Here is a 26420-nt window from a genome sequence, read left to right as displayed (position 1 = left end):
CCTTGCGGAGAGCCGAGTTCGGCTTCTTCGGGGTGGTCGTGTAGACGCGGGTGCAAACGCCGCGCTTCTGCGGGTTCTGCTCCATCGCAGGGACCTTGGACTTGGCCTTCTGCGGTTCGCGGCCCTTGCGGACCAGCTGATTGATTGTGGGCATGAAGTACTCTTCACCTGTGATTGTGGCGCTTCTGGCCGAAGGTGAAGGGATGCGGATGCCGCAAATGCGCGAACCGGGAAAGCTGAACCAGAGGCCCCTTCCCCACACGCAATCACGAACCGAAACGCTCCACCCACAACTTTCGTCACCGGGTTACTTTGACGGATTATCTGGCAAGACCAGACGCACCGGCAATGTTCAGCTCAAGCCACGGACGCGAACCAGCCGCACCTGTGGAAGTGGGCGCCCATAGGTGGGTTTGAGGATGGGGTCAAGGGGTGGGCTAGTGACGCCTATCCGCAATGCCGGTGATTGGGACAAACCCGCCGTACAGCGTCGAGACTATGAATGTCTGGCTACGCCGAAATCGGTCGTTCGCTACCGCGGAGCCATTATCTCCTATGGCAAAGCCAGGGGAAAATCTAGTAAGTCACCTTCCGGATGCCGATAGTCGAAGCACCAAACTCACACAGAGAGGAATGGCCCTGCAAACTCCCACAAGGAGGATGATCCTGTTGATCTCGTTCGGAGACTAAAGGAGACAGACGCCCGTGTCCGGTTCTCTTCTACCGAAAACGGGCGCCAGTGGGTTTAAATCTCGGTATTTTCAGCAAGCGCAAGCGCGTCTTCCACGTCGATCCCGAGATAGCGCACCGTATTCTCGATCTTGCTATGGCCGAGAAGGATTTGAACTGCCCGCAGATTGCCCGTTGCCCGGTAGATAATAGATGCCTTCGTTCGCCGAAGCGAATGGGTGCCATACTCGCTTCGCATTAAGCCGACCCCTGTCACCCATTCGTCTACAAGACGAGCGTACTGCCGTGTGCTCAGGTGTCCGTTATGATCAACCCGGCTCGGGAACACATAATCGTCCACTGTGCCGCCCCGGCGTTCGAGCCATGCCAGCAAGCTTGTGCGAGCATCGGGCAAGAGTTCGAACTGAACGGGCCGACCTGTTTTTCGCTGCATTACTATTGCCCGTGTTCGAATCTGCCCCCCTCTAACAATGTCGCCAATCTTCATTTGCACAAGGTCGCAGCCCCGAAGCTTACTGTCGATCGCCAGATCGAACAGCGCTCGATCTCGCAGACGGCGGCGCTGATTGAGGTAGAAGCGGATCTCCCAAATTTGCTTCGGTTTCAGCGCGCGCTTTGCACCAACGGTCCTTCCGGCATTCCAAACCGGGCGCTTGGTGGCGGTGGTTTCTGTCTCATGTATCTCCATGATCGTTCTCCTTTGGCCACGTTGGCCGTATGCAGAACGCATACCGGAGAAGATTGAGCGGTGAATTTGGGCCAATATACTCGGTCATTATACTTGGGCGTATGTATGTCCATTCACGCTAAAAATTGCGACTTACGAAAACTAAGGTGTCGATCGATATCACTCAACTGAGAAACGCTGCCCCAAGCGCGCTATAGGGCAAAATTATCCCTTTTTATGCTGATATCGTCACGTTTCCCTGGGCCACCACGACAATACAAGCCCGGTATACGGTGGCACATTGTAGCATACTTCGTCCGCGTTGGAGATTGTGGCGGCAACTACCTCGCCCGAGAGTTTGCGAAGGATGAGTTCCGGAAGGGGCTTCCGGCCTGCGCGGACGATGCTGAAGTTGGCGACGTGGTTGTCTTCCCCGTCGATTTTGAGGCTCAAGGTATGCTCATCGATCCGCGTGACGGCGCGAAGGAAATAGTCGCAGAAGATCAAAAATGGCGCGCCGATTACCCGGTGATAGGCTCGCGTGGCGAAGATAAGCGCCGCACCGGCACCGTAGATTTCCTGCCCCACCTGCCCGGCTTGTTGACCATCTGGATAAAGATCTTCAACGGGAAACGACAGCTTGCGGTCTATCTCCCCGTTGCGCTGAACTTCTGAAAGGGCGTTTCGGGGTAGGGAATCGGGGTAATAGAACCAGGCGCGGTGAAGCGCGTAACGGCAATATTCGGAAACCAGCATCTTCGCCGACGGGATCAGATCAGGCCCTCCCAGATCAAGGAAACGCTCAAACGCGGCATAGGAATCGAAGCACTCGTAGAGTGCCATGTAAGAAGCGTCCTGCAGGCACGTCACGGCCATGAAGTTGGAATAGTGCTTGGCCAGACCAAGCTCGCTCTCCCAGATTTGCGCATTGTGAAAGAAGCTGGCGAGGTAGACATAGCTGAGCGCAAGGTAGGTCTTGCGGTTGGTGATACGCCATAGACGGATGCACGCCGCCGCGCCCCATGCAGTAAGATTCGCTTGATAATTCAGATCGAAACGCATCCCGCGCGCTGCTTCGAGGGCGTTGCGGGCTTCATCGAGAAACCGCACCTCGGAGGTCAATTCGAAAGCCTGAAGCATGACCCAGGCGTAAATCCCGCCCACGTCTGTCTGTCCGCGGTTATCGGCCGGGGCAACAGGGGTAATCACCTCAAAATTGGTGATGTCGTATTGGATGGGCCATTTATACTTAAAGTGCTGCGCTGCCTCGATCCCGTAGTCGACCGAGCGGAGAAACAGGTCTCTGGCGGTCTGGTCACCCCCCAAGGCCAAGTTGGAGAGGTTGAGCAGCGGGTGATAGAGATACCAACTGTCGACAGCATCGGCGTTCTTGTCATCGCCCACATCAGGCAGATAGCGGCGCAGCGTTTTAAGGCGAGAGTCGTAAAACTTTTCCAGCCCGCCTCGAATTTCGGCTGCGAGAGGGTGAGCCTTTTCTTCCCACATGCCCCAATCGTGGATTGCCGAGGCCAGAGAGAGCTGGACCATTGAATCAGGGTACTCTGCCGAAGTGTAGGGGTGGAAATACGTCTCGCCGAAATGACGCTCGCGCGCTTTCGGCGATGTCGCGAGATCGCGCAGCGTGCGCCTGGTGCGGCCAATCCAATCCCGTCGTACCGTTTTGGGCCGGTCCAGATCGCGATAGATCGCGCACATCATATCCAGAAACTGCCACGCGCTTTCAGCCTCCTCGTCTTCGGCCTTGCGACGGACGATCAATCGGGTGTCGTAAAGGACGGTTGGTTTATCCGCGGGCAAGGCCTTGGAAACGTCGCCAGGCTGGGTGGGAGCCAAATAGCCGAGTATAGGCCATTGCCCGCCGACGGCGCTGTCGGGCTTGGTTCCGGTGGCCGCGAAGTAGGGGTTGAGTGCGGTCAGGTTCTGCACGTAGAGCAGCTTGCCCAGGAGGGGGCGGGTGATTTCGAGATAGCACAGGCCGGTATTCAGCTTGCGTTGACTGGCCTCGATCGAGCCTTTTGCAGAGAACGGATCGCCGCCACCACCAAACGGGATGAGATCGCGCGGCAGGTAGGGCAGGTGGATTGTCTGGCTGGGTGTGAATGTGACTTTGTAGGCGAATTGCTCGAGGCCGGTCTTCTCGCCCGAAAGCTCGGCAATAGTGATCCCCAGCTCGCTGCGCGCCTCCCATCGGAGCAGGCAGCCCTTTGCCGATTTGCGGGTGAGAGTGGCACCTTCGACAAAAAGAGGCGTGCGCAAAGCGATGCCACCGCTTTTATCGCGCCGGAGCACCAGCCAAACGTCGGCCCTGTGATGGATCACTTCAAGCCGGAAGCCTCCATGCGTGATCGGCTTGCCCACTCTTTTGCCCCGGGCCAGCGCGTCGCGGGCCTCTAGAGCTTCGAGACTGATCTGGTGCGTGTCCTCAGGCATTACTGCCATCGTCGCGGGCGTGAGGCCGCGCATGGCCGCCATCACGCAGAAAGCGCTGGTCGATACGGTCGATTAGTTCGTCCGCCCCCGATCCTGCCTGTAGGCGGATCAGAGCATCGATCTTCGCCTCAAGGCGGTCGTCGTTCTCCTTGGAACTGGGGGACCCGAGGTATAGGAAATAGGCCAGACCCACGACTTGCCAGAGCAGTTGCAGAAATTCGGACTGCCAGTTCTCGAAAGTGTCTCGCAGCATTTGATCGAGGTATTCGCCCACGACAGCAGCCTGACCATGCTCCTGAGCTTCGGCGACGTAGGAGTGCCACCCGAATATCCAGTGGAGAACAAGCGAACCGATAAAGAAGGCCAGTGTCAGCCAACCATAGGCATATTTGCCAAAAATTCCGCGGCGCCGCGCCTGTTCTTCCTGCTTCTCTTCCGACATGGCGGCCTCCCGTTCAAGGATGTTCAAGCCGGGTTTCGACCCGCATCAGAGAAACGGCGGACCGTCTGGGCTGGGTCAGCATGAAGTGCGTGGCAGCGGCAATGTCCTCGGCTCGCAGCATCTGGTCAGCGTTGATAAGCTCGCGCTGCTTTTCTGGTGGGAACTCAGGATATTGGAAATCAGCGCCGGTAAAACCGGGCTCGATCAACCCAACCTTGATGTCTTTCTCGGCGAGTTCCTTACGCAGCGCGGTGGCGAAGCCCTCGATCCCGCGCTTGGCGGCGACGTAGATGGAACTGCCCCCTTTTTGCGATACCGCGGACATGGAGCCAATCATGACGATGTCACTGCCTGCCTTCATACGCTTTGCGGCTTCCTGAGCGGTAATCAGGTAAGCGGTGAAGTCCACGTCGATCTGGTAGCGTGTTTCTAGCTCGGGCGTATCGCTTACCGCTTGGGCCGGAATGGCCGCGTTGATCACTGCTATGTCGAGGCCGCCAAGGTAGGCGTCCGCGCCCCTGAAGAACCGATCCATGTCGTCGGCTCTTGCCAAGTCAACCTGCACCCCGTCGCCTTCACCTACTTCGCGAATGCGGCTCAGCGCGTCGTCGAGGTGTTCGCTGGTGCGGCCACAAATGAACACTTTGGCCCCGTAGCTTGCCAGCAAGACAGCGATTGCTCGACCGATGCCCGTGGTGCCCCCGGTCACGATCGCGCGGCGTCCTTCAAGGTTGGGCTGAAGGGTATGGGCATCCGAAGCTTTTCTATTTGATGTAACCATTATCCGCGTCCTGTTGAACTTGTCGACGGATTGAAAAGGCGTGACCGGGCAACTGGTTCCCTGCGAGAAACAATGATCAATCTATTGAGATAAAAGTGATTTCCAGTCCGATCAGGAGCGCCACGATTGAACGGATGTCGTTGAAACAGCACCGCGGACGCCGATTGGCAGAGTTGGAGGTTCCTTGGAAAAATGGGCGCGCCTCAGATAGGCGTGGGAAGCGATCAGCGTGCGCTTGTGGGAATTATCCCATTCACAGCGGGTCCCGACGAACGTCGTGAGGAACCTGAGTGAGCTCTTGGCTTTTTGCTGATATGGATGACCTTGCAGCCACTCATGATGAAAAACAGGAGCTTGGCCAACTGCTGAACCGGTTGATGACGTGTCGACCGGCAATAGCGCCCCGGGCGGAGAGGATGGCTGACGCCCTTGATGCTGATCTAGCAAAATGTCACACGCCGCATGCGATTGAGTGGAAGCTTGAGCAGTTTTCGCGCGATTTGCGTGCGTTGTGGCTCCGTTCGGTTGCAGCAGAAACGTCGCTTGTCCTGCGCTCTCCTACGGAGCCGGAAGAAGAGCGTATTTCCAGAAAGCACGACTCCTTTGGCTATGAGAGGGACCTCCAGCCGCATGAACTCGAAGCTCGCTGCGATGCATTCTATGGGCCGGTTCCCAACCAATGGTGGTCAGAACACCTGCTGTTTTCCAGCGGACAGGCTGCGCTATCGACCATATTGCTGTCCTTCCGTTGTTCCCGGCCTTTGCGGGTCCAGCACCTCGGTGGCTACTTCGAGACTCGTCAACTCGTCCAATCGTGTCCATCGCTGTGCCAACTCGTTCACCACGATCCGGACATCGTAATCGCTGAGCCGATAGAGTGCGATGGAGGCTTCCAGCATCATGACAAGCAGCAGATCGTGCGCGCTGCCCACACGGCGAGAGCGGTGCTGATCGACACGACATTGCTGGGTCGTGCCGACGGTATCGATGAGCTGTTGCTCGACCTCGACAACCAGTTCGTTATCCGGCTCGCTTCAGGGCTTAAGCTCCTCCAAGCTGGTCTCGAACTGGCGAACGTCGGCATCGCGGGCGTTCATAGTCAGTCCGCTCCTGTATTGGCCGAGTTTACCGCCTCGTTGAGGGAGATGCGCACTCTATGCGGGTCGGGCCTGCGCTTTGCCGACGTGCTGGCACTTGATGCCCCTTTCGTATTCGATAGCGAGTATACGGATCGCTATGCCAATGCGATCTTCGCGCACAACGCGGCTCTGGCCGACGCCGTAGGGAGACAAAACCGGATATTTGTGCCGCATTTCCATGATGACTCCGCTCCTTACTGCGTGTTTTCCTTACGCAACGGTCGCGAGCAGGATTATGAGCGTTTGGCCGATGTCATTGCCAGCGAGGCAAGAAAGAGGGACATCAATCTCGCCAAAGGTGGAAGTTTCGGGTTTCGGGGTCATCGCTACGAAATTGTGCGGCCGGAAAATGGCGAGCCATTCTTGCGGGTCGCCCTCGGACGGCGGGCTGGCTGGTCCGCGCACAAAACAATGGATCTCTTGGCAGATATCGCAGGGCGTTCGTCGATATGAGGGCGTAAGGCTCGGATATCACGACGACACACTCTGGCCTACAGATAATCGGGCAAGCTGTGCAGATATCTGTACACGTCTGAGAACACCCTCACCTTTGAATTAATAGAGAAACCATTTCCTCAAGCATTTCCAAGGCGGCGTTAATAGAGCGCTGGCGAACCAGCGAACGATCTCCAAAGCCAAAATGGCATTCCCGGGTGACAGTCAGGTTCTCTCTGCCAACTACGGCAATATGCACCAGTCCGGGTTCGTCACGCACACCCGCGGGACCAGCAAACCCGGTGATGGCAATGGCGATGTCGGCATTGCTGTTTGAGAGTGCCCCTCGCGCCATCGCCAAGGCAACTTCACGGCTGACAACGCCAAACATCACAACGAGATTGCCCGGCACCCCCAACATTTCACTTTTCGACTGTGCCGAATAGGTGACGAAACCGCGGTCAAAGGCGCTGCTACAGCCTTCCACATCGGTCAGCAGTGATGCAAGCAACCCTCCTGTACAGCTTTCGGCGGTTGTTACTTTCAGTCCTGCTCTTTCGACGCGCCCGAGCGTATTTTTGGCACAACGTTCGGCATTGGACAGATCGATGGGTAGATCGTCCGTAGACATGATCTACTGCCGGTGGGCCTTTGACTTAGGCATTCGTTGGCCTGTGGTTGCCGCGGCCATCTGGATTTCCCGATCTATCAATGGATACTGCTGGGGGGTAACCGAACTCTGGATCGATGTGGCTGCATGCAGCCGGTCGTTTTCCGTCATGTCGGTGGTTTCCAGATCAAGCGGTTCGGGTTTTGATCTTTCCTTCATGGCGCTCTCCTATGGCATCAAAACCAATAATGCGGCGCCGCCCTTAGTTCCATATTTCATGAATATATCAGATATTTGGAGCCAATTTTCCGTTCAGGTGATTTCGCTACGGGCCTACCCGTCCCTCCGGAAAGGAACGGGAGCCTGCAGGCAACTATGATAACGAAGCTGCGGCACCGGCCCGTCCGGGCCTGAGAACAACCTTCGTCCAAGTGTTCTGCTGTTCCTTGAAGTTGCGATATCCTGTTGGCGCTTCTTCAAGCGGCAGGCGATGGCTAATGAGAAACGTCGTGTCGAGCGTGCCGTCCTCGATCCGCGACAGCAATTCCTTCATGTAACGCTGCACATGGGTTTGACCGGTGCGCAATTGCAGGCCCTTTTCCATCAGCGCGCCCAGCGGAAATTTGTCGGCCAATCCACCATAGACACCCGGAACGGAAACGCGCCCGCCCTTGCGCACGGCCATCAGAGCCTGGCGCAGCGCGCTGGCTCGGTCCGCACCGATACCGATCTTCTGCTTGGCGATATCGAAAATGTTGTCGATCGCAAAACCGTGCGCCTCCATTCCGACTGCATCAATGACCGCATCAACACCAAGTCCGCCGGACATCTCCATCAGTGCCTCCAGCACGTGGGTTTCGCGGAAATTGATCACATCTGCTCCAAGGCCGTGCGCCAGTTCAAGACGATGAGGATAGTGATCTATTGCGATCACCCGCGCCGCGCCCATCGCAAGCGCACATTGCACTGCAAATAGGCCCACCGGTCCACAACCCCAGACAGCAATGGTGTCGTCAGGTTCGATCTGTGCATTCTCTGCCGCCATCCATCCAGTAGGCAGGATATCGGATAGGAACAGCACCTGCTCGTCATCCAGATGATCGGGCACCGCGATGGGGCCAACATCGGAAAACGGTACACGCACAAATTCGGCCTGACCGCCGGAATAGCCTCCGGTCATGTGCGAATACCCGAACATGCCCGACGCTGGGTGGCCGTAGGCTTTCTCTGCAATGTCCTGCTTTTCAACAGGGTTAGAATTGTCGCAGGCGGCAAAGGCATGGCGGCTGCAATGGAAACATTTGCCGCAACTTATGGTGAAGGGTACCACCACGCGCTGTCCCTTTTTTAGCGAAGTAAGCGGCCCGGTATCGACGACCTCGCCCATGAATTCGTGGCCCAAAACGTCGCCCGGCATAACGCCCGGGATCACGCCGTCGTACAAATGAAGATCCGAACCACAAATGGCAGTGGAAGTGACGCGAATGATTGCATCGCGGGGATTGATGATTTCTGGATCATCGACGGTATCGACACGGACATCCTGAGTGCCGTGAAAGGTCAAAGCCCGCATGATGCACTCTCCTGTTTGGTGGTAATATTTTCCGGTTGCGCGCGAGCCTGTCTGGCGGCGCGTGTCTGATCCTGGCGGCGAGCTGATGTAGCGATCTCCCCTGCTTCCATCAGCATCTTGAAGCGACGCAAATCACGGCGTGCCTGGATTTCCGGTTCGCGCCCCTGGAGCTTGGCAAAAAGCCGTCCGAGTTCACCAGCAGGAGGCTTGTACGCTATCCGCACGCTGACGCGCGTCCCGCGTTCGCCCGGCGCGTCTTCAAAAGCTACGCGGCCCTCGGTGTCGATGTCAGAACCTTCGATCGAGCGCCACGCGATCAGCTCATCCGGCTCTTCGCGTGCGATTACCGTCTCGATCTCGACCGTTCGTCCGCCGGGAGCGCGGATGGTCCAAACGTTGTGACCATCGATGCCGACAGGCCGCACGCTCTCCACATTTTCCATGAAGCGCGTGAGATTGGCGAAATCGCGCCAGAACGCGAACAGTTCCTGACGTGGACGGGCGATCGTCACACTGCGGCCACTGACCGCGTATTTGCCGAAGGAGCGGCGTGCCGTGAATCCCGGGGCAGAGTCCGGCTGCCTGTTACGCGATCGGCGTTTTGTTTCCCCGTAAATGCCGATTCCGGCAGCGATAGCCGTCAAAACGATCGTCGTCGCCACTCCGTGTCTACCAACCGTCGCTTGTTGCCTTTTCATCATTCATCTCCGTCACATTGGATGGGCATTGTCGGATGATTCCGCTGACGTGTGCGGTGGCGAGCAGAGTCCTGCCGTGCTGGAACACGCGCTTCTGCTCAGCCAGACGGTGGAGCACGCGGTTAACGTGGACGGGAGTCAGCCCCACGATGTCTGCGATCTCGCGCTGGGTCAGTGGAATCTTGACTGTATCGTCATCGCTCCCAAGCCGACTGCGCAGATCGACGAAAAGCTCCACGATGCGCTCGGTCGCATTCTTGCGGCCAAGGCGGATGATCCACTGCGTCTGCCGTTCCAAATTCTGGAGGATTGCGCCAAGCATGGTCTTAACGCCTCCATCTTGGGGGCGATGCACCTCTGATAATAGAAGGGGAGTGGTGCTCAGAGGAGTGAGCGCCATAACAGCAAGTTCAGCACGGCCAGACAAAAGCCAATGCGGCTCGCAATATTCCCCCGGCAGATAGAGCGCGGTAATTTGGCGCCTGCCATCGTGCAGTGTTTCATACCGGCAGGCCCAGCCGTCCCTTATGCGATAGATGCAATCGCATTGTTCGCCTGCCTTGACGAGATGTTCATACCGCCGAAACTGCCTCAACGAGGATTGTAGAACCGGTGTTGGCATGGGTGCATGTCCCTGCTGCGCTGAACCCGCCTCCCGTGTTGAGCGAATTTACGCCATCTAACTCACTATATAGAAAAGGTTTTCCGGGATTGAGGTGTGCCGTGGATTAAGCACGTCCATCTGTTTGTCGCCCTCTTCGAACGCCTCGCAGCGGTTCGCTCAACTAGGTTAATTAAAAGGATCAAACAGAGCGCGTCATGCCTTTCTCCAATGCGAACCGGCACCCGACGTCGGTCAAAATGAGAGAGGCGATCCAAAATGGCATCACAAGCTGGCACCAGGCCAAATCAGCAAGCCGCGAGGAATGAAGCGGCCAACAAATCCTCCAAATCCGGGGCAAGCGAAGAGGAGAAACGCCAAGCCAATACAGGCAAGTCCGCCGGTGGACGGGCCGAGAAGAGGGACCCGAAAAATAGCGGCTCGGAAAAAGGGACCGGCGCGAGCAAGAGCGCGATTGAAAGTCTCAAGGCAGACCACCGCAAAGCCGAGCAACTTTTTGCCCGCTTCGAAACGGCCGACGACGAAGAGAAGCAGGTGCTGATCAAGCAGGTTTGCAACGCTCTGACTCTCCACACTATGCTGGAGGAAGAAGTCTTCTACCCTGCGTGTCGCGACAAGATGTCGGAAAGCGATCCGTTGAACGAAGCACAAGTCGAGCACGACAGCGCCAAGCTGCTCATCGCAGATCTCATGGCTTTGCAAGAGGACGATCCCTTCCGCGATGCAAAGGTCAAGGTGCTGGCCGAACAGATCAAACATCATGTCTGGGAAGAAGAGGACGGCAAGGACAGCATCTTTGCAAAGGCCGAAGCCAAAGGAGTCGATACTCCCGAACTGGCACACCGGTTGCAGCAGCGCAGGGCTGAACTGGAACAACGCGATGCCCTGCCGGGCGGAAAGCCGGTGGCGATAAATCTCAGAACCGTAAATCAGAAAAAAGAGGAACACGAAACGGCTAGCTATCAACAGCGCGGACACGAACGCGACGATGACGGTGGGGCGCGCCGTGACAGTGGTTCCCGCGGCGAACGTGATGAGGATGGCCGCTTTACCAGCTCGCGTAGCGGCAGCGGGCATGGCGGGTGGTACGGTGATTCCCGCGGCCATTCTCAAGCCGCGCGCAAAGGCTGGGACAACCGCGACTGAACTCCGAGGCACCGCGAACATGCGTGTGGTGCCGAGCAACCAGACTTGGCCACACACAATCGAAACAACCGAAAGGATCAGCTATGTCTTTGGCAAAGATGATCGCGCGTCATCCCAACGTAGAGGGGAACTTCAACGAAACTCTGGCGGACGCAGCGCGCCATGCCTTGCTGTGCGATGCAATCTGCTCGTCTTGCGCGGACGCCTGCGTAGCCGAGCAGATGGACATGCGGCAGTGCGTCCGAACGTGCCTTGATTGCGCCGAAGTATGCCACGCGACAGGACGTATGGCACTTCGTCGCACCGGCCAGAATATCGAAGCGCTCAGGCTCATGCTCGAAACATGTCGGCGGATTTGTGAAATGTGCGCTGACGAGTGCGCGCGGCACGATGCGGGTCACTGCAAGCTGTGCGCCGAGATGTGCCGCGAATGCGCGGCAGATTGCAGACGAGCGATCCCGACCGTCCAGTAATCACCTTCGGCATCCGATCAGAGGCCCTCAAGGAAAGGAACCATTCCCATGCGTCGACTTCTTAAAGGCGCAAGCCGTCTAGCCACTGCAACATTGCTTGCTGCGGCGCTTGGCGCCTGCAATGGCCCGGAAACCGATAACGGCGCTGCAACCGGCCCCGCGACTGATGCTGCTGACGACAGCGCTGCCGCGACCGCAATCCCCGGCACAGGAGCGGCAGCGGATGATGCTTTGCCGCTGACTGGCCAGGCTTTCATTGATGCCATGTCGGCCAGCGATCAGTTTGAGTTGGACAGCGCACGCATAGTCCAGTCCAAGGGGTTTACGGACGAATGGCGGGACTTTGCGCAGATGATGATCCGTGATCACACACAATCCACCAATACGCTTCAAGCTGCGGCCAGCCAAGTCAGAGGAATCAGGCTACGACAAGCGCCGATCTTGACTGACGCCCAGCAAAGTCAGCTCGATGCGCTGCAGGCCTCTGACAGTGATGCAGCGCGTGCGCTTTATGCGCGGCAGCAGTTGGAAGCGCACGAGAAAGCCCATGCTATGCTGACGACTTATGCCAACAGCGGAGATTCCAGACCTTTGATGGACTTTGCCGCAAAGACTGCACCGGTGGTGCAGCGCCATCTCGACATGATCCGCAAGATGCAACGCTGAGAGTCCTTTCGCAATTTCCGACCCTGCCTTTCGACCTCAGAACGAAGGCAGGGTTTGCTGCGAGAACCCCCAGCCGCGCAGCTCGTGGCGGGTCATACGCTCGATGAGAGCTTGCGCGTCCCGAATTGACCAGCGCTGTGCGCTCTCACATTTTGCCAGTTCTTCCCAAGTTACCGGCACGGCTACCGGCGCGCCATCCCGCGATCGGACGCTATATGGCACGACCGCGGTCGCACCGCGTTGGTTGCGCAGCCAATCAATGAAGATGCGTCCCTTGCGCTTAGATTTGCTCATGGTGGCAACAAAGCGTTCGGGCTGGCTCAAGGCCATTGCCTCGGCAAAACGGCGCGCAAAGTCCTTGTGCTCTTCCCATGTATGGCCGGAAGCGAGCGGCACGATTACGTGTATGCCCTTGCCACCCGAAAGCATGGCAAAGCTGACGAGACCCAGATCGGCCAGTCTGTCACTTATATCTCTGGCGGCACGTACGACTGCCTTGAAATCCAGTCCTTCGTCTGGATCAAGGTCAAATATCATGCGGTCCGGTCGCTCGACAGCGTCGGCTGTCGCTGCCCAGGCGTGAAATTCGATTGTTCCCATCTGGACGCACTGAAGCAGCCCCGTCGCATCGCTGACATATAGGTAATCTTCGCTGCCCCCGTCTTTCTCGCGGATGGGAACATGATGCACCGCATCGCCGAATCCGCCCGAATCGTGCTTTTGAAAAAAGCATTTTTTGGCCCTGCCTTGGGGGCATCGCACCAGGCTGACAGGTCGCCCGCCTGCGAAGGGCAGGATCAAAGCTGCAATGGAAGCATAGTAATCGGCCAGATCACCCTTGGTTTCCCCACTACCCGGAAAGATCACACGTTCTCGGTTGGATATGGTCACCTCCGATACTGCATGGGGTGCAGATTGGCGTAATTCGGGGACAACTTCCGCTGCCGCCTTGTCGGCACGAAGGCCAATGTAGCTACCGTGCCGCACGCGACCATCAGCCGTGAACTCTGCAAAGACCACCTCTGCAACGAGTTTTGGGCTTATCCACTGCACCTCTCGAGCATCGGCGCGAGGGACATCGACTGGTGCGGTCTTGCGCGCCAAAGGGGCCATGCGGCGGGCCAGATCTGCCAATGCGTCTTCGTCGAACCCCGTGCCGACCTTGCCCTTGTACGCTAACTTGCCATCTTCCCACTGCGCGAGCAGCAGCGAAGCAAAAGCCCTGCTGCGCGATGCTGAGCGCGTCCAGCCGACGATGACGAACTCTTGCCGGTTGGTGCATTTGACCTTGACCCAAGCCTTGCTGCGCGAACCGCTGTACGGCGCGTCGGCGCGCTTGCTGATGATGCCTTCCTGCCCGGAGCCGCACATGGCGGCGAGCAATTTTTCCCCCGCACCAATGACATGATCGGCCACCCGCACTGGCGGCACCGCGTTGCGCAGGAGCGCCTCCAACCGCTCCTTGCGTTCGATATTCGGCATGGGTGTGATATCCTGGCCTTCCAGCTCCAGCACATCAAAGGCGTGGAATTCCAGTAGGTCGTTCTTTTCCTGGGCGCCATGCCCTCGTTTCAGCACTGCCTGCAACGCAGAAAAACTGGGATTTCCGTCCGCTCCATACGCAACGATTTCGCCGTCGATCAGGCAGGAGGGAAGATCGAGCTGCGCGATTGCTTCTACCAAGGGGGCAAACTTGTCGCTCCAGTCGTGGCCGTTCCGGGTGAAAACTCTTACCTTTGCACCCGCCGCCGCAATAATCGCCCGGTAGCCGTCAAACTTTATCTCGTGGAGCCATCCGTTACCGGTCGGCACCGTATCGACAAGTGTGGCAAGCTGCGGCGAGCGGAACGCCGGAACCTTCCCTTTGGTCTTCGCCTTTGGCTTGGCGGGTTTAGAAACGGGCTTGGCTGCCGCGATTTCCGCCATTGTCCGGCCTGTCAGCACACTAACCAGCTCACGCTCTACCAGTGCATTGCCCTCGCCGGCATAGCTGTCCTGTACTTTGCGCAGCAGCCAATTCTCGCGTTTTTCGCCTGCACGCGGCTTCATGCGCACCAGTAACCATTCGCCCTTCATCCGCATTCCATCTAACGTGAAGTGCAAATGCCCTTTCGCGAGATCGTCAGCGCTCTTGCCCGCTATGGGCGCCCAGGTTCCGCTATCCCAAAGCATGACTGTTCCGCCGCCGTATTCCCCAGCCGGAATGGTCCCTTCGAAATCGGCATACGAAAGGGGATGGTCTTCTGTACGTACCGCCAGCCGCTTGTCATTCGGGTCAAGACTGGGGCCGCGTGTAACAGCCCAGGATTTCAGCACTCCGTCGGCTTCCAGACGGAAATCGAAGTGGAGGCGGCGGGCATCGTGCTTCTGGACGATAAATCGTTCGCCCCTTTCCGACACGCCAAGTTTGCCCGCCGGTTCCGCCGTCTTCGCAAAATCACGCTTGCGGTTGTAGTCGTCGAGGGAGGCGGGCTTCTTCATCGGTCAGGCCGTCTTGCGCTTGCGGAGCTTCGCCGCCTGTGGCTTGACCTTCGATTTTGGCGGCGCTTTGCCGTTGGCAGATTTCGTGCCCCCAACCGACTTCTTAAGGGCGGCCATGAGGTCTATAACGTTGCCGCCCCGCTCAACCGGTTCAGCCACATCTTCCAGTATCTTACGGCCTTTGGCTTTGGCCTTTTTCTCCACCAATGCCTTGAGCGCCTCCACATAGCGGTCTTCGAAAGCGTCCGCTGCAAACGGCGCGGACTTGCGCTCGATCAGCGTGTTGGCAAGGTCCAGCAGTTCGGCATCGGGCTTTTGATCTGGGATATCGGCGAAATATGTCTGGGCACGGCGAACTTCATCCGCATAACGCATGGTTTCAAGGACGAGACCTTTACCGCAAGGTTTAAGGCCTGCCAGCGTCTCGCGCCCCCGCACCGAAAGCTGTCCGAGTCCCACCTTACGCGCTTTGCGCAACGCCTCGCGCAGCACGATGAAAGCCTCGTTTGCCAGATCATCGGCGGGCACCACGTAATAGGGCTTCTCGAAATAGAAAACGTCGATCTCATGCTGGTCTACAAACTGAACAAGTTCGAATGTTTTGCGGCTCTCTATCTTCACCGCCTCGATCTCGTCGTCGTCGAGCAGGACATAATTACCCTTGGCGATCTCATAGCCCTTTACAATGTCGTCGCGGTCGATTGCGCCGATCCCCTGAACCACCTTCTCGTAGGAGACCGGCTTTCCCGAAGGCTCGTGAATCTGCCTAAAACTGATAGAGGCACCAGACTTGGTTGCCGAGTAGATTTCCACGGGGATAGAAACAAGCGCCAGACGAAGCTGGCCCTGCCAGTATGCACGCGCAGCCATGAAACACCCTGCCTTTCAAGGGCTCAACTCGCTGCAGGTCGGGTACGTTCCTTGAACCCTCGTAAGTACGCTACTAGGGCTGGCATTCGGCAAGCGCCAACACAACTCGACCTTGTCGGGTACTGTCGGATACGGACGTTCACATCAACACATGAAAGCGGCGATATCTGGTCGCGTGCTGCCACCTTTGATCGGCTGTGTTGCTGTCGCTGCAAGAACTTAAGGAGGCGATATTTGGAGTCAAAATTTCGACCGTCCGACAAACATCCGACGTACATTCGTCTGCCCCGCAACGCGAGCGCGGCTACACCACCGATCAGAGCCAACGGTACAACAATCTGCAGGCGGTCGAGACGTGCTGCCCCGGCTTCAAACCCAATCCTTTGTCGCCATGCTCATACCAAAGCGCCCAGACCGTCTCGTCCCGGCGCTGGCATTCAACGCGCTGTTGAACCTGTAATGGCCTCGCTTTCGAGATGGATCTGCCGGTCGACGAAACGGCGGATCATGCACTGATCCTGCAAGGCGCAAATTCCACAGGAAGACTTCCGATTGTATAAAGCGTGTTGTTTGGCCGTCGCTGGGCAGCACCTGTCAGCCGGATTTCACCGACATGTTCAAGCAATGCCGAAAGGACCGCTTCCATTTCGAACCGTGCGACCATCTGGCCCAAGCATTGATGGATGCCGAAACCGAAGCCCACGTGGCCGCTGGCATTGCGGGTAATGTCGTAACGCTCCGGATCTGGCCATTGCCGAGGGTCACGGTTTGCAGCGGCGAGAAACAGAACGATCTTCTGTCCTTCAGGGATCGTATCATTGCCGATCTGGACTGCGCGGCTTGTGGTACGGAAGAAGGTCTGGGCAACGCCCGACCAGCGCAAGGTTTCTTCCAGCGCCTTTTTGCCGAGCGTGGGATCTGCCCGCAATTTCTGCCATTCATCAGGGTTTGATCCCATCGCATAGATCAGCGCGGCGATGCCGTTGACCGTCGTATCCACCCCGGCTGTCAGGAAGGATCGAACAAGGCGCTCTGCTTCTTCCTGCGTGCAATCACCCCTGTCGGCTGCGGCATAGACATCGGCTGCCCAACCCGGTCCCTTCAGGTTCTCGCGCTTGCAGGCTTCTGCGACCCACGCTGTTGCCTGCTCCGCCGAGGCGAGGCTTTCCGCCAGAAGGGCGTTGCGCGGGCCGAAGGCGTTAAACGCGGTCATGGCATAGGGCAGCAGATTCTCGCGGCCTTCGTCACGCAGGCCAATCATGTCAGGAAAGACACTCAGCGGAAATGCTTCGGCCAATTCGGTCACGGCGTCGAAGGAACCATTGCCTGCCAGCGCTGCAACGAGCGATGCCGCCTTTTCCTTCCATTCCGGCAGCCGCGCCTTGAGAGCCGGCAAAGCGGCCACCTTGTTCATCAGGCCTCGCGTGCGATTGTGCACAGGCGGATCGGTTTCCAGCAGGAGCGATGGCGGCCGCCACGGTTCTTCGTGTGCGAAATCAGACAGGCCGACGCCGCGTGAAGAGACGAATGTTTCCCAATCATGCAGCGCAGTGCGCACTTCGGCAAAGCGGGCCATGCCGTAACAGTTGTAGCGCGAAAGCCAGAAGATCGGCCCCAGTTCCCGAAGCATTTCGTGATGCGGAAATGGGTCAGCCAACACGGTGGCCGCATAAGGATCAAAATCTGTTTCGGGGATTGTCACGGCATTTTCACCCTTGATTGGCCAACGCTTGCCTCAGGCCGGGCGGCGTGACGATGAGGGCAAGGATAGCACCATAGATGACCTTGAACGCAAGTGCCGTCGCGGCTGACAATTCTGTTATGCTCCACGGCAATGATAATGTGACGCCCACGGCAATGATGAGGAGCGCGACCAGAGCAGTTCCACCCGCTGCGGAAAGTATGGCCAGCACAACCGCACGGGCCAGCAGGTTGACAGGGAGCCAGTTGCGCGGGCCATTGCCTGCAATCTTGCCAGCGCGGATGGCTTTGGCGGTCAAGGCACCGGGAACCAGCGTGCTCATCAGCGCGATCATGAAGCTTTGCGGCAGGAAGTCGAAGACCCAGTTGCCCATGCCCCAGACCGGAACCGGGTCGACGCCACCGAATACCAGCCAGAAGAACAGGGCGGACAGCACGGAATTGATCACGATGCTGACGCCGGTTTCGCGCCTGATGTAGGTCGTATGGTCCATGCCGAAGTCCTTGGGGGATATCAGTTGCCGTGTCCGGCAGCGCGGCTGCCGAGGCTGAAATGTCCGGGGCCTGCCACCGAGAAGTAGAGGAACACGAAGCAGAACAGGATGGCCAGGTCACCGCCGTTCACGACGGGGAAAATGCCCATCGGTTTGCCGACGTTGCTGCCGAGATGGATGAGGAAATAGGCCACCGCCATCTGCCCGCTGAGAACGAATGCGACCGGGCGCGTGAAGACGCCCAGCACTATCGCGAGACCGCCGAAAGTTTCGAGTACGCCGCCGATACCGGCAAGCGTGAACAGTTCGAACGGTCCCGGATGGTGCCCCGCGCCAGGGAACTTGAACAGCTTTTGCAAACCATGCTGCATGTAGAGCAGCCCGGTCATGATCCGCAGAATACCCAGCATGTAAGGGGCATAGCGATCAGCGTCCGTCGTCGGCATGGCTTCTCCCTCGATCTTGTTGCGGTCAGGCTGCGGCGGGCTGTTCCGTTTTCAGCAATGCCTCGATCTTGCGGCGGACTTTCACGGCTGGCGCATCGGACCGTACCAGCAATTCGCGCTGGCGCAGTGCGGCCTCGTCAAGCTCGCGCTCGACCGCCTCGATGGCATCGACATCCTGCTGCCGGATCTTGCAGTCGGATTCATACTGGAACGCATCGAGTTCTTCGCTGTCGAGCCGGAAGTTGCGGGTTGCGAAACCGAAGTAGTGGGTGGTGTTCTCGGTTTCGGGCGTGATGCCGTGGAGAATGTAAAGCGCCCCCAGTTCCGGCGGAACTTCTTCGCTGCCGTTGACCGCCAGCGTGACGGGCAGGCTGGTGCGAATGAATTCGGGACCATAATAGTCGGTCAGCGAAAGGAAGTCTGACAGCCCTTCGAACCGTGCCTGAGGGCCGAAGACCAGTTCGTGAAACGGCGTGAACGGCACCTTGCCGGTGCGTGAGACGCGATAGCTGGCCTGCCGTTCCTCTTCGGTGATCGGCGGATTCCGCATCGCATCGCCACCGCCGATGTGGTGGTGGACATAGGGTAGATGGGTAAGGTCCATCAGGTTGTCGACAAGGAGCTGGCTGCGCCCCTTGAGGTGGAAGTAGTTGGCCGAGCTATAGCGCCAGCCCGGCTGTTCCAGCCCGAAATCCTCATACGGCGGGATCAGCGCCGGATCGCATTTGTCCGCATCGCCCATCCAGATCCAGCACAGCTGCCCCCGCTCGACCAAGGTGTAGGTCGGCTGGCAGAAGCCCGCAGCGGTTCCCTGCGAAGGGATTTCGCTGCACTTGCCATCGGCTTCGAACACGAAACCGTGGTAGCCGCAGACCAGCGCATCGCCGCGTACTTTGCCCTGTGCCAGCGGGAAGTAGCGATGCGGACAAAGGCCGTACATCGCAACGGGTTGACCGTCTTCCTTGCGATACAAGGCGACCGGCAGGCCGAGCAGCTTGCGCTCGATCGGATTGCGCGAAATTTCGGACGCGAAGGCAGCGATATACCACCGGTTGCGCACGATCGAACTGGGCGTGCTGAACGGATACATTTCGGGTTTCCTCAGAACTTGTCGAGATCGTTGGCGACAACCACGGGGCCGGGATAGGTGGTCCGAATGTCTTTCATGTAGCGCATCACATCGATGCTGGCGGGGTTGTCGCCCGCGAGATGCGTGATAACCACCGATTTGGCTCCGGCTGTCTGGGCGAGCTTGCCAACATCGACCGGAGTAAGGTGGTGCGTGCTCAGATGCTCCACGACATTACGGATCTGCTCTGCCTTCACGTTGGGCGAATTGCTGCGGACGGCAGATACGGTTGCATCAAGATCGATCATTTCGGTAACCAGAAGATCGACGCCTTTGGCAAGCTCCTCGACCGCTTTGCTGGGGCCGGTATCGCCAGTGTAGACGATTGAGCGATCGGCAAGGTCGAAGCGGTAGGACACCGACTTGAAGCGCTTGTCCATGTCGCTGCCTGGGGCATAATCGTAGTGCGAGTTCTGCCGGACCTTGACCGTCATCGGGCCGACAGGAAGCGATTGGCCGTCAACCACTTCGATCACTTCGACAGTTCCGGCCGGATCGTCATAGCCTTCACCGGGAAGGCCATAGCCAACGATGCTTGCAGGCTTCATCGAGCTGACGATACCCGCAACGAGATCACGGGTGCCCGGAGGCCCATAGATGGCGACCTTTCCGGGTACGCGCGTTTGCAACCGCAGCCCCAGAAAAGCCCCCAGACCGCCGGTATGATCAAAATGCAGGTGCGAGAAGAATACGGCTTTGACCTGCCCAAGGCGGATGCCGACCTTGGCCATCTGCTGCACCGCGCCGTCACCGGAATCGATCAGGTAGGCATCGCCACCAACGAGCAGGGCGTTGGCAGGTTGCGAGCGCGTTGTGCTCGACACTGGTCCGCCATGCGTACCCAGCGTGATGAAGCGATTGACCGGGGCAGAGGACGCGGGCGACTGCGTTGCAGGAGCCTGCGCCGCGAGGGGGGCTGCCATCGACAAGGCCGCGAGCATCGTGGTGGCGGCAAAAGCCAGACGCGGTTTCAGGGCTGACTTCTTCACATTCACTCTCCGATTTTCAGATTGAGCAGGCTGGCGGCATTCAGCCCCAGCACTTTCGCGCGTGCATCTTCGTGCAGTTGATCGAGAAAGCCGACCGGATCAGGTTCCGCCATGTCGAACGGGTAATCGCTGCCCATGCAGACATGATCGGCGCCATAGGTGGCGACGAGGTAATCAAGCTGGCTACGGTCGAACACCAGTGAATCGAACCACAGTTGTTTCAGATAGCTCGAAGGCTCGCGGGTGATATGCTGACGGCAATCCTCGCGCGCCCGGAAGGCATGATCCATGCGGCCACTGTATGCGGGGAGATAACCGCCGCCGTGCGCAACGCACAGCTTCAGCCCCGGATGCGCATCAAGCACACCGCCAAAGATCAGATGGCTGAGCGCAATCGTGGATTCCAGCGGATTGCCGATGAGGTTGTTGAGATAATGATCTGACAGTCGTTCGCCCTGTGTGAAGCCCAAGGGGTGCATGAACAGCAGCACGCCCAGGTCTTCGGCCGCGGCGAAGAACGGGCGCAGCGCAGGGTCAGACAGGTCGCGGCCGCCGACATTCGTTCCGATCTCGATACCGCGCAGACCACAGTCGTTAACAGCGCGGCGCATCTCCGCGATGGCCATCTCGGTGTCCTGCAGCGGCACCGTGCCGATACCCACAAGCCGTTCCGGCACCGATGCGACAGCCTCGGCTATGGCATCATTGACCATGACCGACAGTTCGCGCCCCAGTTCCGGCGCGGCGAAATAGTAGTATTGCCCCGGGTTCGGGCTGATGGCCTGCACATCGACGCCAAGCCGGTCCATGTCCTCGATCCGTTCGGCCACGCCGTTGAGGCGTGACCCGATCTGGGCGAACATGCGGCCGTTGACCGCATCGGATGCCGGGCACGAGAACGGCAGACCGCGCGGAAGCTGTGGCATGTCCTGCCGGATACGGGCTTCGGCGGCGGCGACATTGAGGTGGGCGTGGATATCCACCACCAGATGCTGCCCCCGCGCCCGCACCGTAATCGCTGAGGCTTGGCTATCGTGTGCGCAGGCCATCGTGGATCAGGCCTGTTCCTTGACAGGCAACGGCCCCCAGGTCCAGTTGCGACCGCCCGTTTCTTCAGGAACGATGAGGTTGCGCTGACGGCCAAGGCCGGTCACCTCGCCCACCATCACGTCGCCCGGGCGCATCCAGCGGTTGCCGTGGAACGCGCCGTTGCCCGGAGGCGAACCGGTCGACAGCAGATCGCCAGGTGCAAGCCGGATACGTTCGGAGGCATAGGACAGGATCTGTTCGGGCGTGAAGATCATGTCGGTTACCGGCCAATCCTGCATCACCTGGCCGCTAAGGCTCAGCTTGATGCGGATATCCTCGAACTTCACGAACTGCTTGGGCACGATGAACGGCCCCAGCACCTTGAAGTTGGGTTGGTGCTTGCTCACCCAGTCGAACTGGAAGCGCACATCGGTACGGCGGAATTCATCCACGGTGCCGATGTCATTGATGGCGACATATCCGGCGATCAGGTCGCCCGCCTCGTCCGGCTTGACGTAGCGGCCCGTCTTGCCGACGATCACGCCCAATTCCATTTCCCAGTCGGGATGCTCGCCAATCAGCGGCAGCGGCACATCGTCGTTGGCCCCACAAAGCGAGGAATGAAGCCCCGTCCAGAAGAACGGCATCCCCTCACGTGCGCGGCGATCAACCTCCAGAAGGTTGCGCTGGAAGAAGTCCTCGTCGCTTTCGCCCGGCTTGCGGTTGTGCTGATTGAACTTGTTGTGCGTCATCATCTCGGCAACGTGCTGGCGGTAGTTCGAACCGGCAAACAGCATGTTGGGGTGTGATACGCAGGGCAGCGCGTGGAGCTTGGCAAATTCGAACTGCGGCCCTTCGCGGCGTGCGGCGATATCCACAAGCGCGTCGAAAGCGCGGTCCCATTCGTCGAAGATGGCGTGGGTGTCATACCAGCGCGAAGAAAGGTCGAGCACGGTGCCATCGGGCAGGACCAGGCCGGGAAACGGCTTGCCACCATCGGCGGAATAGGTGCCGATGCCGAACGAGCCTGTGGCGAGGCCGGTGGCGGGATCAAACTGGGTCATGGATTGGCCTCCTTGAGGGAAAGTGCATTCAGGCGAAGTACCGGGTCGGCTCGTCGTCGGACCACTCGTCCATGACCACCTGCGAGATGTCGTGGATGTTCGTGCCGTGGTCCTTGCGGAACAGGTCGGTGTCCGAGAATGTTTCGAACCGCGCACCATCCGGCGCACGCCACACGTCGAACACGTGGCTGCCGTGGGGATGGCGGCCAACGCCCCAGATCGATTCATAGGCCTTCGAGCCGAGGTAACGATGCGTGCGCTGCTGTGCCTCGAAATCCTGCGCTTCGAACGAGATATGGTGGCACCCCCCACGTTCGTCCTGCATGAAGGCGACGACGTGGTGATCGACGTATTCCTCGCCGCGATCCATGCGGAAGAAGCCGACGATCTGCGCCTGCGGCTGGCCCGGAATGTGATAGATGTCGCTGCCGACAAGGCCCAGATTCCGGGCATACCATTCGGTGCTTGCGTGGAAGCTTTTCACGAACAGACCGATGTGCCCAATCCGCCAGAGCCGCGCAGGCCCGCGTTCGCGCCCGTACTGATTGCGGCCAAAGCGCCGCTTTTCGAATGGCGTGTTGAGCAGCAGTTCGGGATAAGCGTCTCCTGCGTCCCCGCGCATAACGCCGTGGACAAGCATCACCGTGTTGCCGTCCGGGTCGATCAGTGAAACGCTTTTGCCGCCGCCCGGCAGGTCGAGGTCTTCGACGGCGCTCGCGCCGAGGTCCGTGACTGCCTCATCCAGGGATGCGGCGTCATCGACTTCGAACCCCAATCCGATGAACTTGTCGCTGTCGCCCTTGATCGCGACATACGCGCATTGGTCGCCGCCACGGGTGCGCATGACGAGGCGGTCTGGGGTACGCTCTGCGGTGACCAGGCCAAAATCGGTGCCGAACCGCTCCTGCTCGTCGAGGTCGCAAACCTGAAAGCGAACGTGATGAAGTGCCTTGAGGCGCATAGTCTGTAGTCTCCGAAAATTAGGCTTCAGGCTGTTCGGCCTTGATCATGGCGGCAAGCACGCGGCGGGCACGCACCGCTGCTTCGTCCATCGGCAGCAGCGCAGGGCGATGGGCGAACAAGTCGTTGGATTGCATCCGTGAGCGCACCGCGCGGATCATCGGTTCGTCTTCGTTCTCGAACGCATTCTGGGTGCCGTAGTGCAGCATCCCGGACACCTGATCGTTGCCGTGCTGGCGGTTGCGGCCCGCGGCCCAGAAGTAGTGCGTCGAATCCTCGGTTTCGGGCGTCAGGAGATGGACTGACGGTATCTTCGGCCCGCCATCGCTCTCATCGGTGTACATTCCGACATCGAGGGCCAGATTGGACGGTGCATGCCAGTGCATGTGGGCGTGCATGTCAGCCGTGGTTGCATCGCTGGTCCACAGGATCTGGAACAGTCCGCTGACCGGCTCGTCCTTGATGTCATTGTACGAACTGACCACCTGGCCGACCTGTTCGGCCCGAAAAGTCGTGCGTTCCGAATTGCCCTGAGATGCCAAAAGCGGATGGAGAAACTCGACGTGGGTCAGGTCGAGCAGGTTGTCGATGACCATTTCGTAGTTCGAACTGACGTGCAGGCTGCCGTGAACCCACGAATAGGCTGCGTCCTCCATTCTGGTGAGAGGCGGAAGCGCAGATTCATCGGCAAGATCGGCATCGCCCATCCAGATCCAGATCATGCCATAGCGACAGGTCAGCGGATAATTGCGGACGGCCAGCGCAGTCGTGATCGCCCCCTTACCGTGAGGATTTCTGACGCAGGCGCCCGATGCGTCGAATTCAAGGCCGTGGTAAGGACAGATGATCCGGTCACCGGCGATTTTACCGAGGCTCAACGGCGCAAACCGGTGGGGGCAGGCATCTCGCAACGCGTGGGCGGTTCTATCGGCGGTGCGATACAGGACCACATGTTCGCCGAGCAGCGTTTTCGCCAAGGGTGCTTCCCCCAGCTCGTGATCCCAGCTCGCCGCATACCAGGCGTTCTTTACGAACGGCATCGCATCTCTCCAAACGTCCCCCTGCGCCATTGTTGCGGCAGCACTGCTGCCCGCTGGGGCGCCAGTCCTGCCAGCAGGTCGCCTCAGCTTCTGCGAGACGCAGCTTGATTTGGAAAATGAATTGACCGAATAAGAGTTATCCGAAATCGTAATTCCACGAGCTGCTTCGATGCGTTTTGAAGGCTTGGATCTCAATCTTCTCGTAGCATTCGATATGCTGCTGGAGTGTCGCAGCACCACCGAAGCTGCGCGGCGGCTCAACATGAGCCAGCCCACGGTAAGTTCTGCGCTGGGAAGGCTGCGAGACTATTTCGGTGACGACCTTCTGGTAAACGTCGGGCGGGAAATGGTGCCAACGCCACTGGCAGAAGAACTGGCGCCCGCCATAAGCGAACTGCTCAACATTGCGCGGTTCAGGATCATCCAGAACGACGAATTCGACCCCGCAGTTTCGCGCCGAAGGTTCAAACTGCTGGCTTCGGACTATGTTTTCGACGTCTTGCTGGCGAAGGCTTTGGTGAAGGCGGCGCGAATTGCGCCGGGCATCACGTTCGAGATCAGTGCAATAGGGCCGCAAGGCGCACGCCTCTTCCAGAAAGGCGACATCGATCTGATGATCACCGTCTCGCGGTTCTGCTTTGACGGCTTTCCAGTTGAACCGTTATTTACCGACGAGGACGCCGTAATCTGCTGGAATCAGGGAAAATATGCGGATGGGATAGACGAGGCAGCGTTCCTGTCAGCAGATTTCGCTGTAGCAATATTTGGTGAAGAGCGACGGCCTTCCGTTTCCGACCTGCATTTTGCGGATGTGGGATTATCGCTCCACGCATCGCTTCATGTGCCGAGCTTTTCTGCCATGCCCGGTGCCGTTTGCGGCACAGATCGTATCGCCGTGATGCACCTGCGCCATGCCCGCTTTTTCGAGAGTATGTATCCCCTCGTCAGCCATCCGGTGCCGGTTGGTGGTGCGCAAGTGAGCGAGATCATGCAGTGGCATCCCCTTCGGCGAAAAGATGCTGGCGTGCGTTGGCTCCGGCAATTGCTGCAGGGCGAGGCCGCGGCTTTCGATGCAGTTTGAAGGGTATGATAATTTGATTTCGTAATTGTAGAAATTCAAGCAATCCATTTTCATAATTAAACAGTTCCGCGCATCTTCCCCGCAACAAAATCTGGGGAGGTTCCTTATGCGATCTTATCTTCTTGCCACATCTGCGCTTGCCTTGTTCACACTCGCTCCGGCTGGCCATGCGCAGGACACCAGTGCGCAAGCACCGCAACAGGAAGGCCTCGGCGAAATCATCGTTACAGCGCAGCGCCGGGCAGAGTCACTGCAGAAAGCAGCCGTTGCTGTTACCGCAGTGACCGGCGATGCCCTGATCACCCAAGGCGTTACCGATGCGACCCGGCTTAACCAGGTGGCGCCGGCCCTGTTCGTAACCAACGGCGGCGGCTCCAATACCGGCTTCTTCGTTCGCGGCGTCGGCAATTTCACCAACAACGGCTACACCGCACCTGCGGTCGCGTTCAACATCGACGATGTTTACGTCGGACGCCCATCGTCCACGATCGCATCGTTCCTCGATCTCAACCGCGTCGAAGTGCTGAAGGGGCCGCAGGGCACGCTCTATGGGCGCAATGCCACGGGCGGCGCCGTAAACGTCATTCCGAACAAGCCGAAGCTGGGCGTGTTTGAAGGCAATGTGGCGGGGCAGTACGGAAACTATGACGCTTATGAACTGACCGGCGTGATCAATGCCCCGCTCGGTGACCGCGTGGCGCTTCGTCTCGCTGCGGTCAAAAGTGCGCGAGATGGGTATTTTG

General features: G+C 58.7%; 26 protein-coding genes and 1 pseudogene. 5 read left to right on the top strand and 22 right to left on the bottom strand.

The window, feature by feature from the left end; genetic code table 11:
* The 5 genes and pseudogenes from rpsL to ACOVQ0_RS12665 form a co-directional block, all read right to left on the bottom strand.
* Positions 1–154: pseudogene (rpsL, locus tag ACOVQ0_RS12685) on the bottom strand (30S ribosomal protein S12); the annotation flags it as partial.
* A gap of 591 nt (positions 155–745) precedes the next feature.
* Positions 746–1378, bottom strand: coding sequence for a tyrosine-type recombinase/integrase (locus ACOVQ0_RS12680; RefSeq protein ID WP_421884989.1), 633 nt, complete (start codon positions 1376–1378; stop codon positions 746–748).
* Between the two features lie 228 nt (positions 1379–1606).
* Positions 1607–3850: a hypothetical protein gene (locus ACOVQ0_RS12675; RefSeq protein ID WP_421884987.1), complete on the bottom strand. Its 2244-nt coding sequence runs from the start codon at positions 3848–3850 to the stop codon at positions 1607–1609.
* The gene (locus tag ACOVQ0_RS12670) at positions 3801–4250 is read right to left on the bottom strand and encodes a DUF6766 family protein (protein WP_421884985.1); all 450 of its coding nucleotides are present in this window, start codon (positions 4248–4250) and stop codon (positions 3801–3803) included. Before ACOVQ0_RS12670 ends, ACOVQ0_RS12675 begins: the two co-directional genes overlap by 50 nt.
* A 13-nt stretch (positions 4251–4263) precedes the next feature.
* Positions 4264–5031: an SDR family oxidoreductase gene (locus ACOVQ0_RS12665; protein ID WP_421884983.1), complete on the bottom strand. Its 768-nt coding sequence runs from the start codon at positions 5029–5031 to the stop codon at positions 4264–4266.
* A gap of 290 nt (positions 5032–5321) precedes the next feature.
* Between ACOVQ0_RS12665 and ACOVQ0_RS12660 the strand changes: the two genes are divergently transcribed.
* A complete protein-coding gene (locus ACOVQ0_RS12660; RefSeq protein ID WP_421884981.1) occupies positions 5322–6623 on the top strand; it encodes a hypothetical protein in 1302 nt (433 codons plus the stop codon).
* A 91-nt stretch (positions 6624–6714) separates the two neighbouring features.
* Here the strand turns inward: ACOVQ0_RS12660 and ACOVQ0_RS12655 are convergent, their stop codons facing one another.
* The 5 genes from ACOVQ0_RS12655 to ACOVQ0_RS12635 all read right to left on the bottom strand — a co-directional run bounded on the left by ACOVQ0_RS12655 (position 6715) and on the right by ACOVQ0_RS12635 (position 10108).
* Positions 6715–7236 (bottom strand): CinA family protein, encoded by a 522-nt coding sequence (locus ACOVQ0_RS12655; RefSeq protein ID WP_421884979.1) that lies wholly within the window; start codon positions 7234–7236, stop codon positions 6715–6717.
* Between the two features lie 3 nt (positions 7237–7239).
* Positions 7240–7434 carry a hypothetical protein gene (locus ACOVQ0_RS12650; protein ID WP_421884977.1) on the bottom strand — a complete coding sequence of 65 codons (195 nt, stop codon included), beginning with the start codon at positions 7432–7434 and terminating at the stop codon, positions 7240–7242.
* A gap of 154 nt (positions 7435–7588) precedes the next feature.
* On the bottom strand, positions 7589–8788 hold the full coding sequence (locus ACOVQ0_RS12645) for a zinc-dependent alcohol dehydrogenase (protein WP_421884975.1): 1200 nt from the start codon (positions 8786–8788) through the stop codon (positions 7589–7591).
* Entirely contained in the window at positions 8776–9450 is a 675-nt protein-coding gene (locus ACOVQ0_RS12640; protein WP_421884973.1) for an SRPBCC family protein, read from the bottom strand. Before ACOVQ0_RS12640 ends, ACOVQ0_RS12645 begins: the two co-directional genes overlap by 13 nt.
* Positions 9451–9457: 7 nt before the next feature.
* Positions 9458–10108, bottom strand: coding sequence for a Crp/Fnr family transcriptional regulator (locus ACOVQ0_RS12635; protein ID WP_421884971.1), 651 nt, complete (start codon positions 10106–10108; stop codon positions 9458–9460).
* A 258-nt stretch (positions 10109–10366) separates the two neighbouring features.
* Here ACOVQ0_RS12635 and ACOVQ0_RS12630 point away from each other — a divergent pair, with 258 nt between their 5' ends.
* On the top strand, positions 10367–11254 hold the full coding sequence (locus ACOVQ0_RS12630) for a hemerythrin domain-containing protein (RefSeq protein WP_421884969.1): 888 nt from the start codon (positions 10367–10369) through the stop codon (positions 11252–11254).
* Between the two features lie 77 nt (positions 11255–11331).
* Here ACOVQ0_RS12630 and ACOVQ0_RS12625 read toward each other — a convergent pair whose 3' ends face one another.
* A complete protein-coding gene (locus ACOVQ0_RS12625; RefSeq protein WP_421884968.1) occupies positions 11332–11655 on the bottom strand; it encodes a hypothetical protein in 324 nt (107 codons plus the stop codon).
* Between the two features lie 120 nt (positions 11656–11775).
* On the opposite strand from ACOVQ0_RS12625, the gene ACOVQ0_RS12620 reads away from it, so the two are divergent.
* On the top strand, positions 11776–12393 hold the full coding sequence (locus tag ACOVQ0_RS12620) for a DUF4142 domain-containing protein (RefSeq protein WP_421884966.1): 618 nt from the start codon (positions 11776–11778) through the stop codon (positions 12391–12393).
* A 36-nt stretch (positions 12394–12429) separates the two neighbouring features.
* Here the strand turns inward: ACOVQ0_RS12620 and ligD are convergent, their stop codons facing one another.
* The 11 genes from ligD to ACOVQ0_RS12565 all read right to left on the bottom strand — a co-directional run bounded on the left by ligD (position 12430) and on the right by ACOVQ0_RS12565 (position 24596).
* A complete protein-coding gene (gene ligD / locus ACOVQ0_RS12615; protein WP_421884964.1) occupies positions 12430–14874 on the bottom strand; it encodes a DNA ligase D in 2445 nt (814 codons plus the stop codon).
* A gap of 3 nt (positions 14875–14877) precedes the next feature.
* Positions 14878–15744: a Ku protein gene (locus tag ACOVQ0_RS12610; protein ID WP_421884962.1), complete on the bottom strand. Its 867-nt coding sequence runs from the start codon at positions 15742–15744 to the stop codon at positions 14878–14880.
* Positions 15745–16249: 505 nt separating this feature from the next.
* On the bottom strand, positions 16250–17446 hold the full coding sequence (locus ACOVQ0_RS12605; RefSeq protein WP_421884961.1) for a cytochrome P450: 1197 nt from the start codon (positions 17444–17446) through the stop codon (positions 16250–16252).
* Between the two features lie 7 nt (positions 17447–17453).
* Complete coding sequence (locus tag ACOVQ0_RS12600; protein ID WP_421884959.1) at positions 17454–17939, bottom strand: hypothetical protein; 486 nt, start codon at positions 17937–17939, stop codon at positions 17454–17456.
* Positions 17940–17959: 20 nt separating this feature from the next.
* On the bottom strand, positions 17960–18385 hold the full coding sequence (locus ACOVQ0_RS12595; protein ID WP_421884957.1) for a DoxX family protein: 426 nt from the start codon (positions 18383–18385) through the stop codon (positions 17960–17962).
* A gap of 25 nt (positions 18386–18410) precedes the next feature.
* Positions 18411–19475: a Rieske 2Fe-2S domain-containing protein gene (locus tag ACOVQ0_RS12590; protein ID WP_421884955.1), complete on the bottom strand. Its 1065-nt coding sequence runs from the start codon at positions 19473–19475 to the stop codon at positions 18411–18413.
* An 11-nt stretch (positions 19476–19486) separates the two neighbouring features.
* The gene (locus ACOVQ0_RS12585) at positions 19487–20503 is read right to left on the bottom strand and encodes an MBL fold metallo-hydrolase (protein ID WP_421884953.1); all 1017 of its coding nucleotides are present in this window, start codon (positions 20501–20503) and stop codon (positions 19487–19489) included.
* Positions 20504–20505: 2 nt separating this feature from the next.
* Positions 20506–21552, bottom strand: a complete 1047-nt coding sequence (locus tag ACOVQ0_RS12580; protein WP_421884951.1) for an amidohydrolase family protein — start codon at positions 21550–21552, stop codon at positions 20506–20508.
* A 6-nt stretch (positions 21553–21558) separates the two neighbouring features.
* A complete protein-coding gene (locus ACOVQ0_RS12575) occupies positions 21559–22596 on the bottom strand; it encodes a fumarylacetoacetate hydrolase family protein (RefSeq protein WP_421884949.1) in 1038 nt (345 codons plus the stop codon).
* A gap of 28 nt (positions 22597–22624) precedes the next feature.
* Positions 22625–23557, bottom strand: coding sequence for a VOC family protein (locus tag ACOVQ0_RS12570; RefSeq protein ID WP_421884947.1), 933 nt, complete (start codon positions 23555–23557; stop codon positions 22625–22627).
* A 19-nt stretch (positions 23558–23576) separates the two neighbouring features.
* A complete protein-coding gene (locus tag ACOVQ0_RS12565) occupies positions 23577–24596 on the bottom strand; it encodes a Rieske 2Fe-2S domain-containing protein (protein ID WP_421884945.1) in 1020 nt (339 codons plus the stop codon).
* A gap of 169 nt (positions 24597–24765) precedes the next feature.
* On the opposite strand from ACOVQ0_RS12565, the gene ACOVQ0_RS12560 reads away from it, so the two are divergent.
* Positions 24766–25677, top strand: a complete 912-nt coding sequence (locus tag ACOVQ0_RS12560; protein WP_421884943.1) for a LysR family transcriptional regulator — start codon at positions 24766–24768, stop codon at positions 25675–25677.
* Between the two features lie 106 nt (positions 25678–25783).
* Positions 25784–26420: TonB-dependent receptor plug domain-containing protein (locus ACOVQ0_RS12555; RefSeq protein ID WP_421884941.1), on the top strand; the 637-nt coding region annotated here is incomplete at its 3' end.

Source organism: Novosphingobium sp. (genome assembly GCF_049240505.1).
GTDB lineage: Bacteria > Pseudomonadota > Alphaproteobacteria > Sphingomonadales > Sphingomonadaceae > Novosphingobium.
This window is presented reverse-complemented; position numbering and strand designations above follow the sequence as displayed.

What these genes read in the sequence shown, in the direction of transcription:
- ACOVQ0_RS12680 (WP_421884989.1), bottom strand. Translation starts at nt 1,378, where the DNA reads ATGGAGATACATGAGACAGAAACCACCGCCACCAAGCGCCCGGTTTGG.
- ACOVQ0_RS12575 (WP_421884949.1), bottom strand. Translation starts at nt 22,596, where the DNA reads ATGACCCAGTTTGATCCCGCCACCGGCCTCGCCACAGGCTCGTTCGGC.
- ACOVQ0_RS12645 (WP_421884975.1), bottom strand. Translation starts at nt 8,788, where the DNA reads ATGCGGGCTTTGACCTTTCACGGCACTCAGGATGTCCGTGTCGATACC.
- ACOVQ0_RS12665 (WP_421884983.1), bottom strand. Translation starts at nt 5,031, where the DNA reads ATGGTTACATCAAATAGAAAAGCTTCGGATGCCCATACCCTTCAGCCC.
- ACOVQ0_RS12600 (WP_421884959.1), bottom strand. Translation starts at nt 17,939, where the DNA reads ATGGACCATACGACCTACATCAGGCGCGAAACCGGCGTCAGCATCGTG.
- ACOVQ0_RS12675 (WP_421884987.1), bottom strand. Translation starts at nt 3,850, where the DNA reads ATGGCGGCCATGCGCGGCCTCACGCCCGCGACGATGGCAGTAATGCCT.
- ACOVQ0_RS12630 (WP_421884969.1), top strand. Translation starts at nt 10,367, where the DNA reads ATGGCATCACAAGCTGGCACCAGGCCAAATCAGCAAGCCGCGAGGAAT.
- ACOVQ0_RS12580 (WP_421884951.1), bottom strand. Translation starts at nt 21,552, where the DNA reads ATGGCCTGCGCACACGATAGCCAAGCCTCAGCGATTACGGTGCGGGCG.
- ACOVQ0_RS12650 (WP_421884977.1), bottom strand. Translation starts at nt 7,434, where the DNA reads ATGAAGGAAAGATCAAAACCCGAACCGCTTGATCTGGAAACCACCGAC.
- ACOVQ0_RS12560 (WP_421884943.1), top strand. Translation starts at nt 24,766, where the DNA reads ATGCGTTTTGAAGGCTTGGATCTCAATCTTCTCGTAGCATTCGATATG.
- ACOVQ0_RS12610 (WP_421884962.1), bottom strand. Translation starts at nt 15,744, where the DNA reads ATGGCTGCGCGTGCATACTGGCAGGGCCAGCTTCGTCTGGCGCTTGTT.
- ligD (WP_421884964.1), bottom strand. Translation starts at nt 14,874, where the DNA reads ATGAAGAAGCCCGCCTCCCTCGACGACTACAACCGCAAGCGTGATTTT.
- ACOVQ0_RS12635 (WP_421884971.1), bottom strand. Translation starts at nt 10,108, where the DNA reads ATGCCAACACCGGTTCTACAATCCTCGTTGAGGCAGTTTCGGCGGTAT.
- ACOVQ0_RS12565 (WP_421884945.1), bottom strand. Translation starts at nt 24,596, where the DNA reads ATGCCGTTCGTAAAGAACGCCTGGTATGCGGCGAGCTGGGATCACGAG.
- ACOVQ0_RS12590 (WP_421884955.1), bottom strand. Translation starts at nt 19,475, where the DNA reads ATGTATCCGTTCAGCACGCCCAGTTCGATCGTGCGCAACCGGTGGTAT.
- ACOVQ0_RS12570 (WP_421884947.1), bottom strand. Translation starts at nt 23,557, where the DNA reads ATGCGCCTCAAGGCACTTCATCACGTTCGCTTTCAGGTTTGCGACCTC.
- ACOVQ0_RS12595 (WP_421884957.1), bottom strand. Translation starts at nt 18,385, where the DNA reads ATGCCGACGACGGACGCTGATCGCTATGCCCCTTACATGCTGGGTATT.
- ACOVQ0_RS12670 (WP_421884985.1), bottom strand. Translation starts at nt 4,250, where the DNA reads ATGTCGGAAGAGAAGCAGGAAGAACAGGCGCGGCGCCGCGGAATTTTT.
- ACOVQ0_RS12620 (WP_421884966.1), top strand. Translation starts at nt 11,776, where the DNA reads ATGCGTCGACTTCTTAAAGGCGCAAGCCGTCTAGCCACTGCAACATTG.
- ACOVQ0_RS12655 (WP_421884979.1), bottom strand. Translation starts at nt 7,236, where the DNA reads ATGTCTACGGACGATCTACCCATCGATCTGTCCAATGCCGAACGTTGT.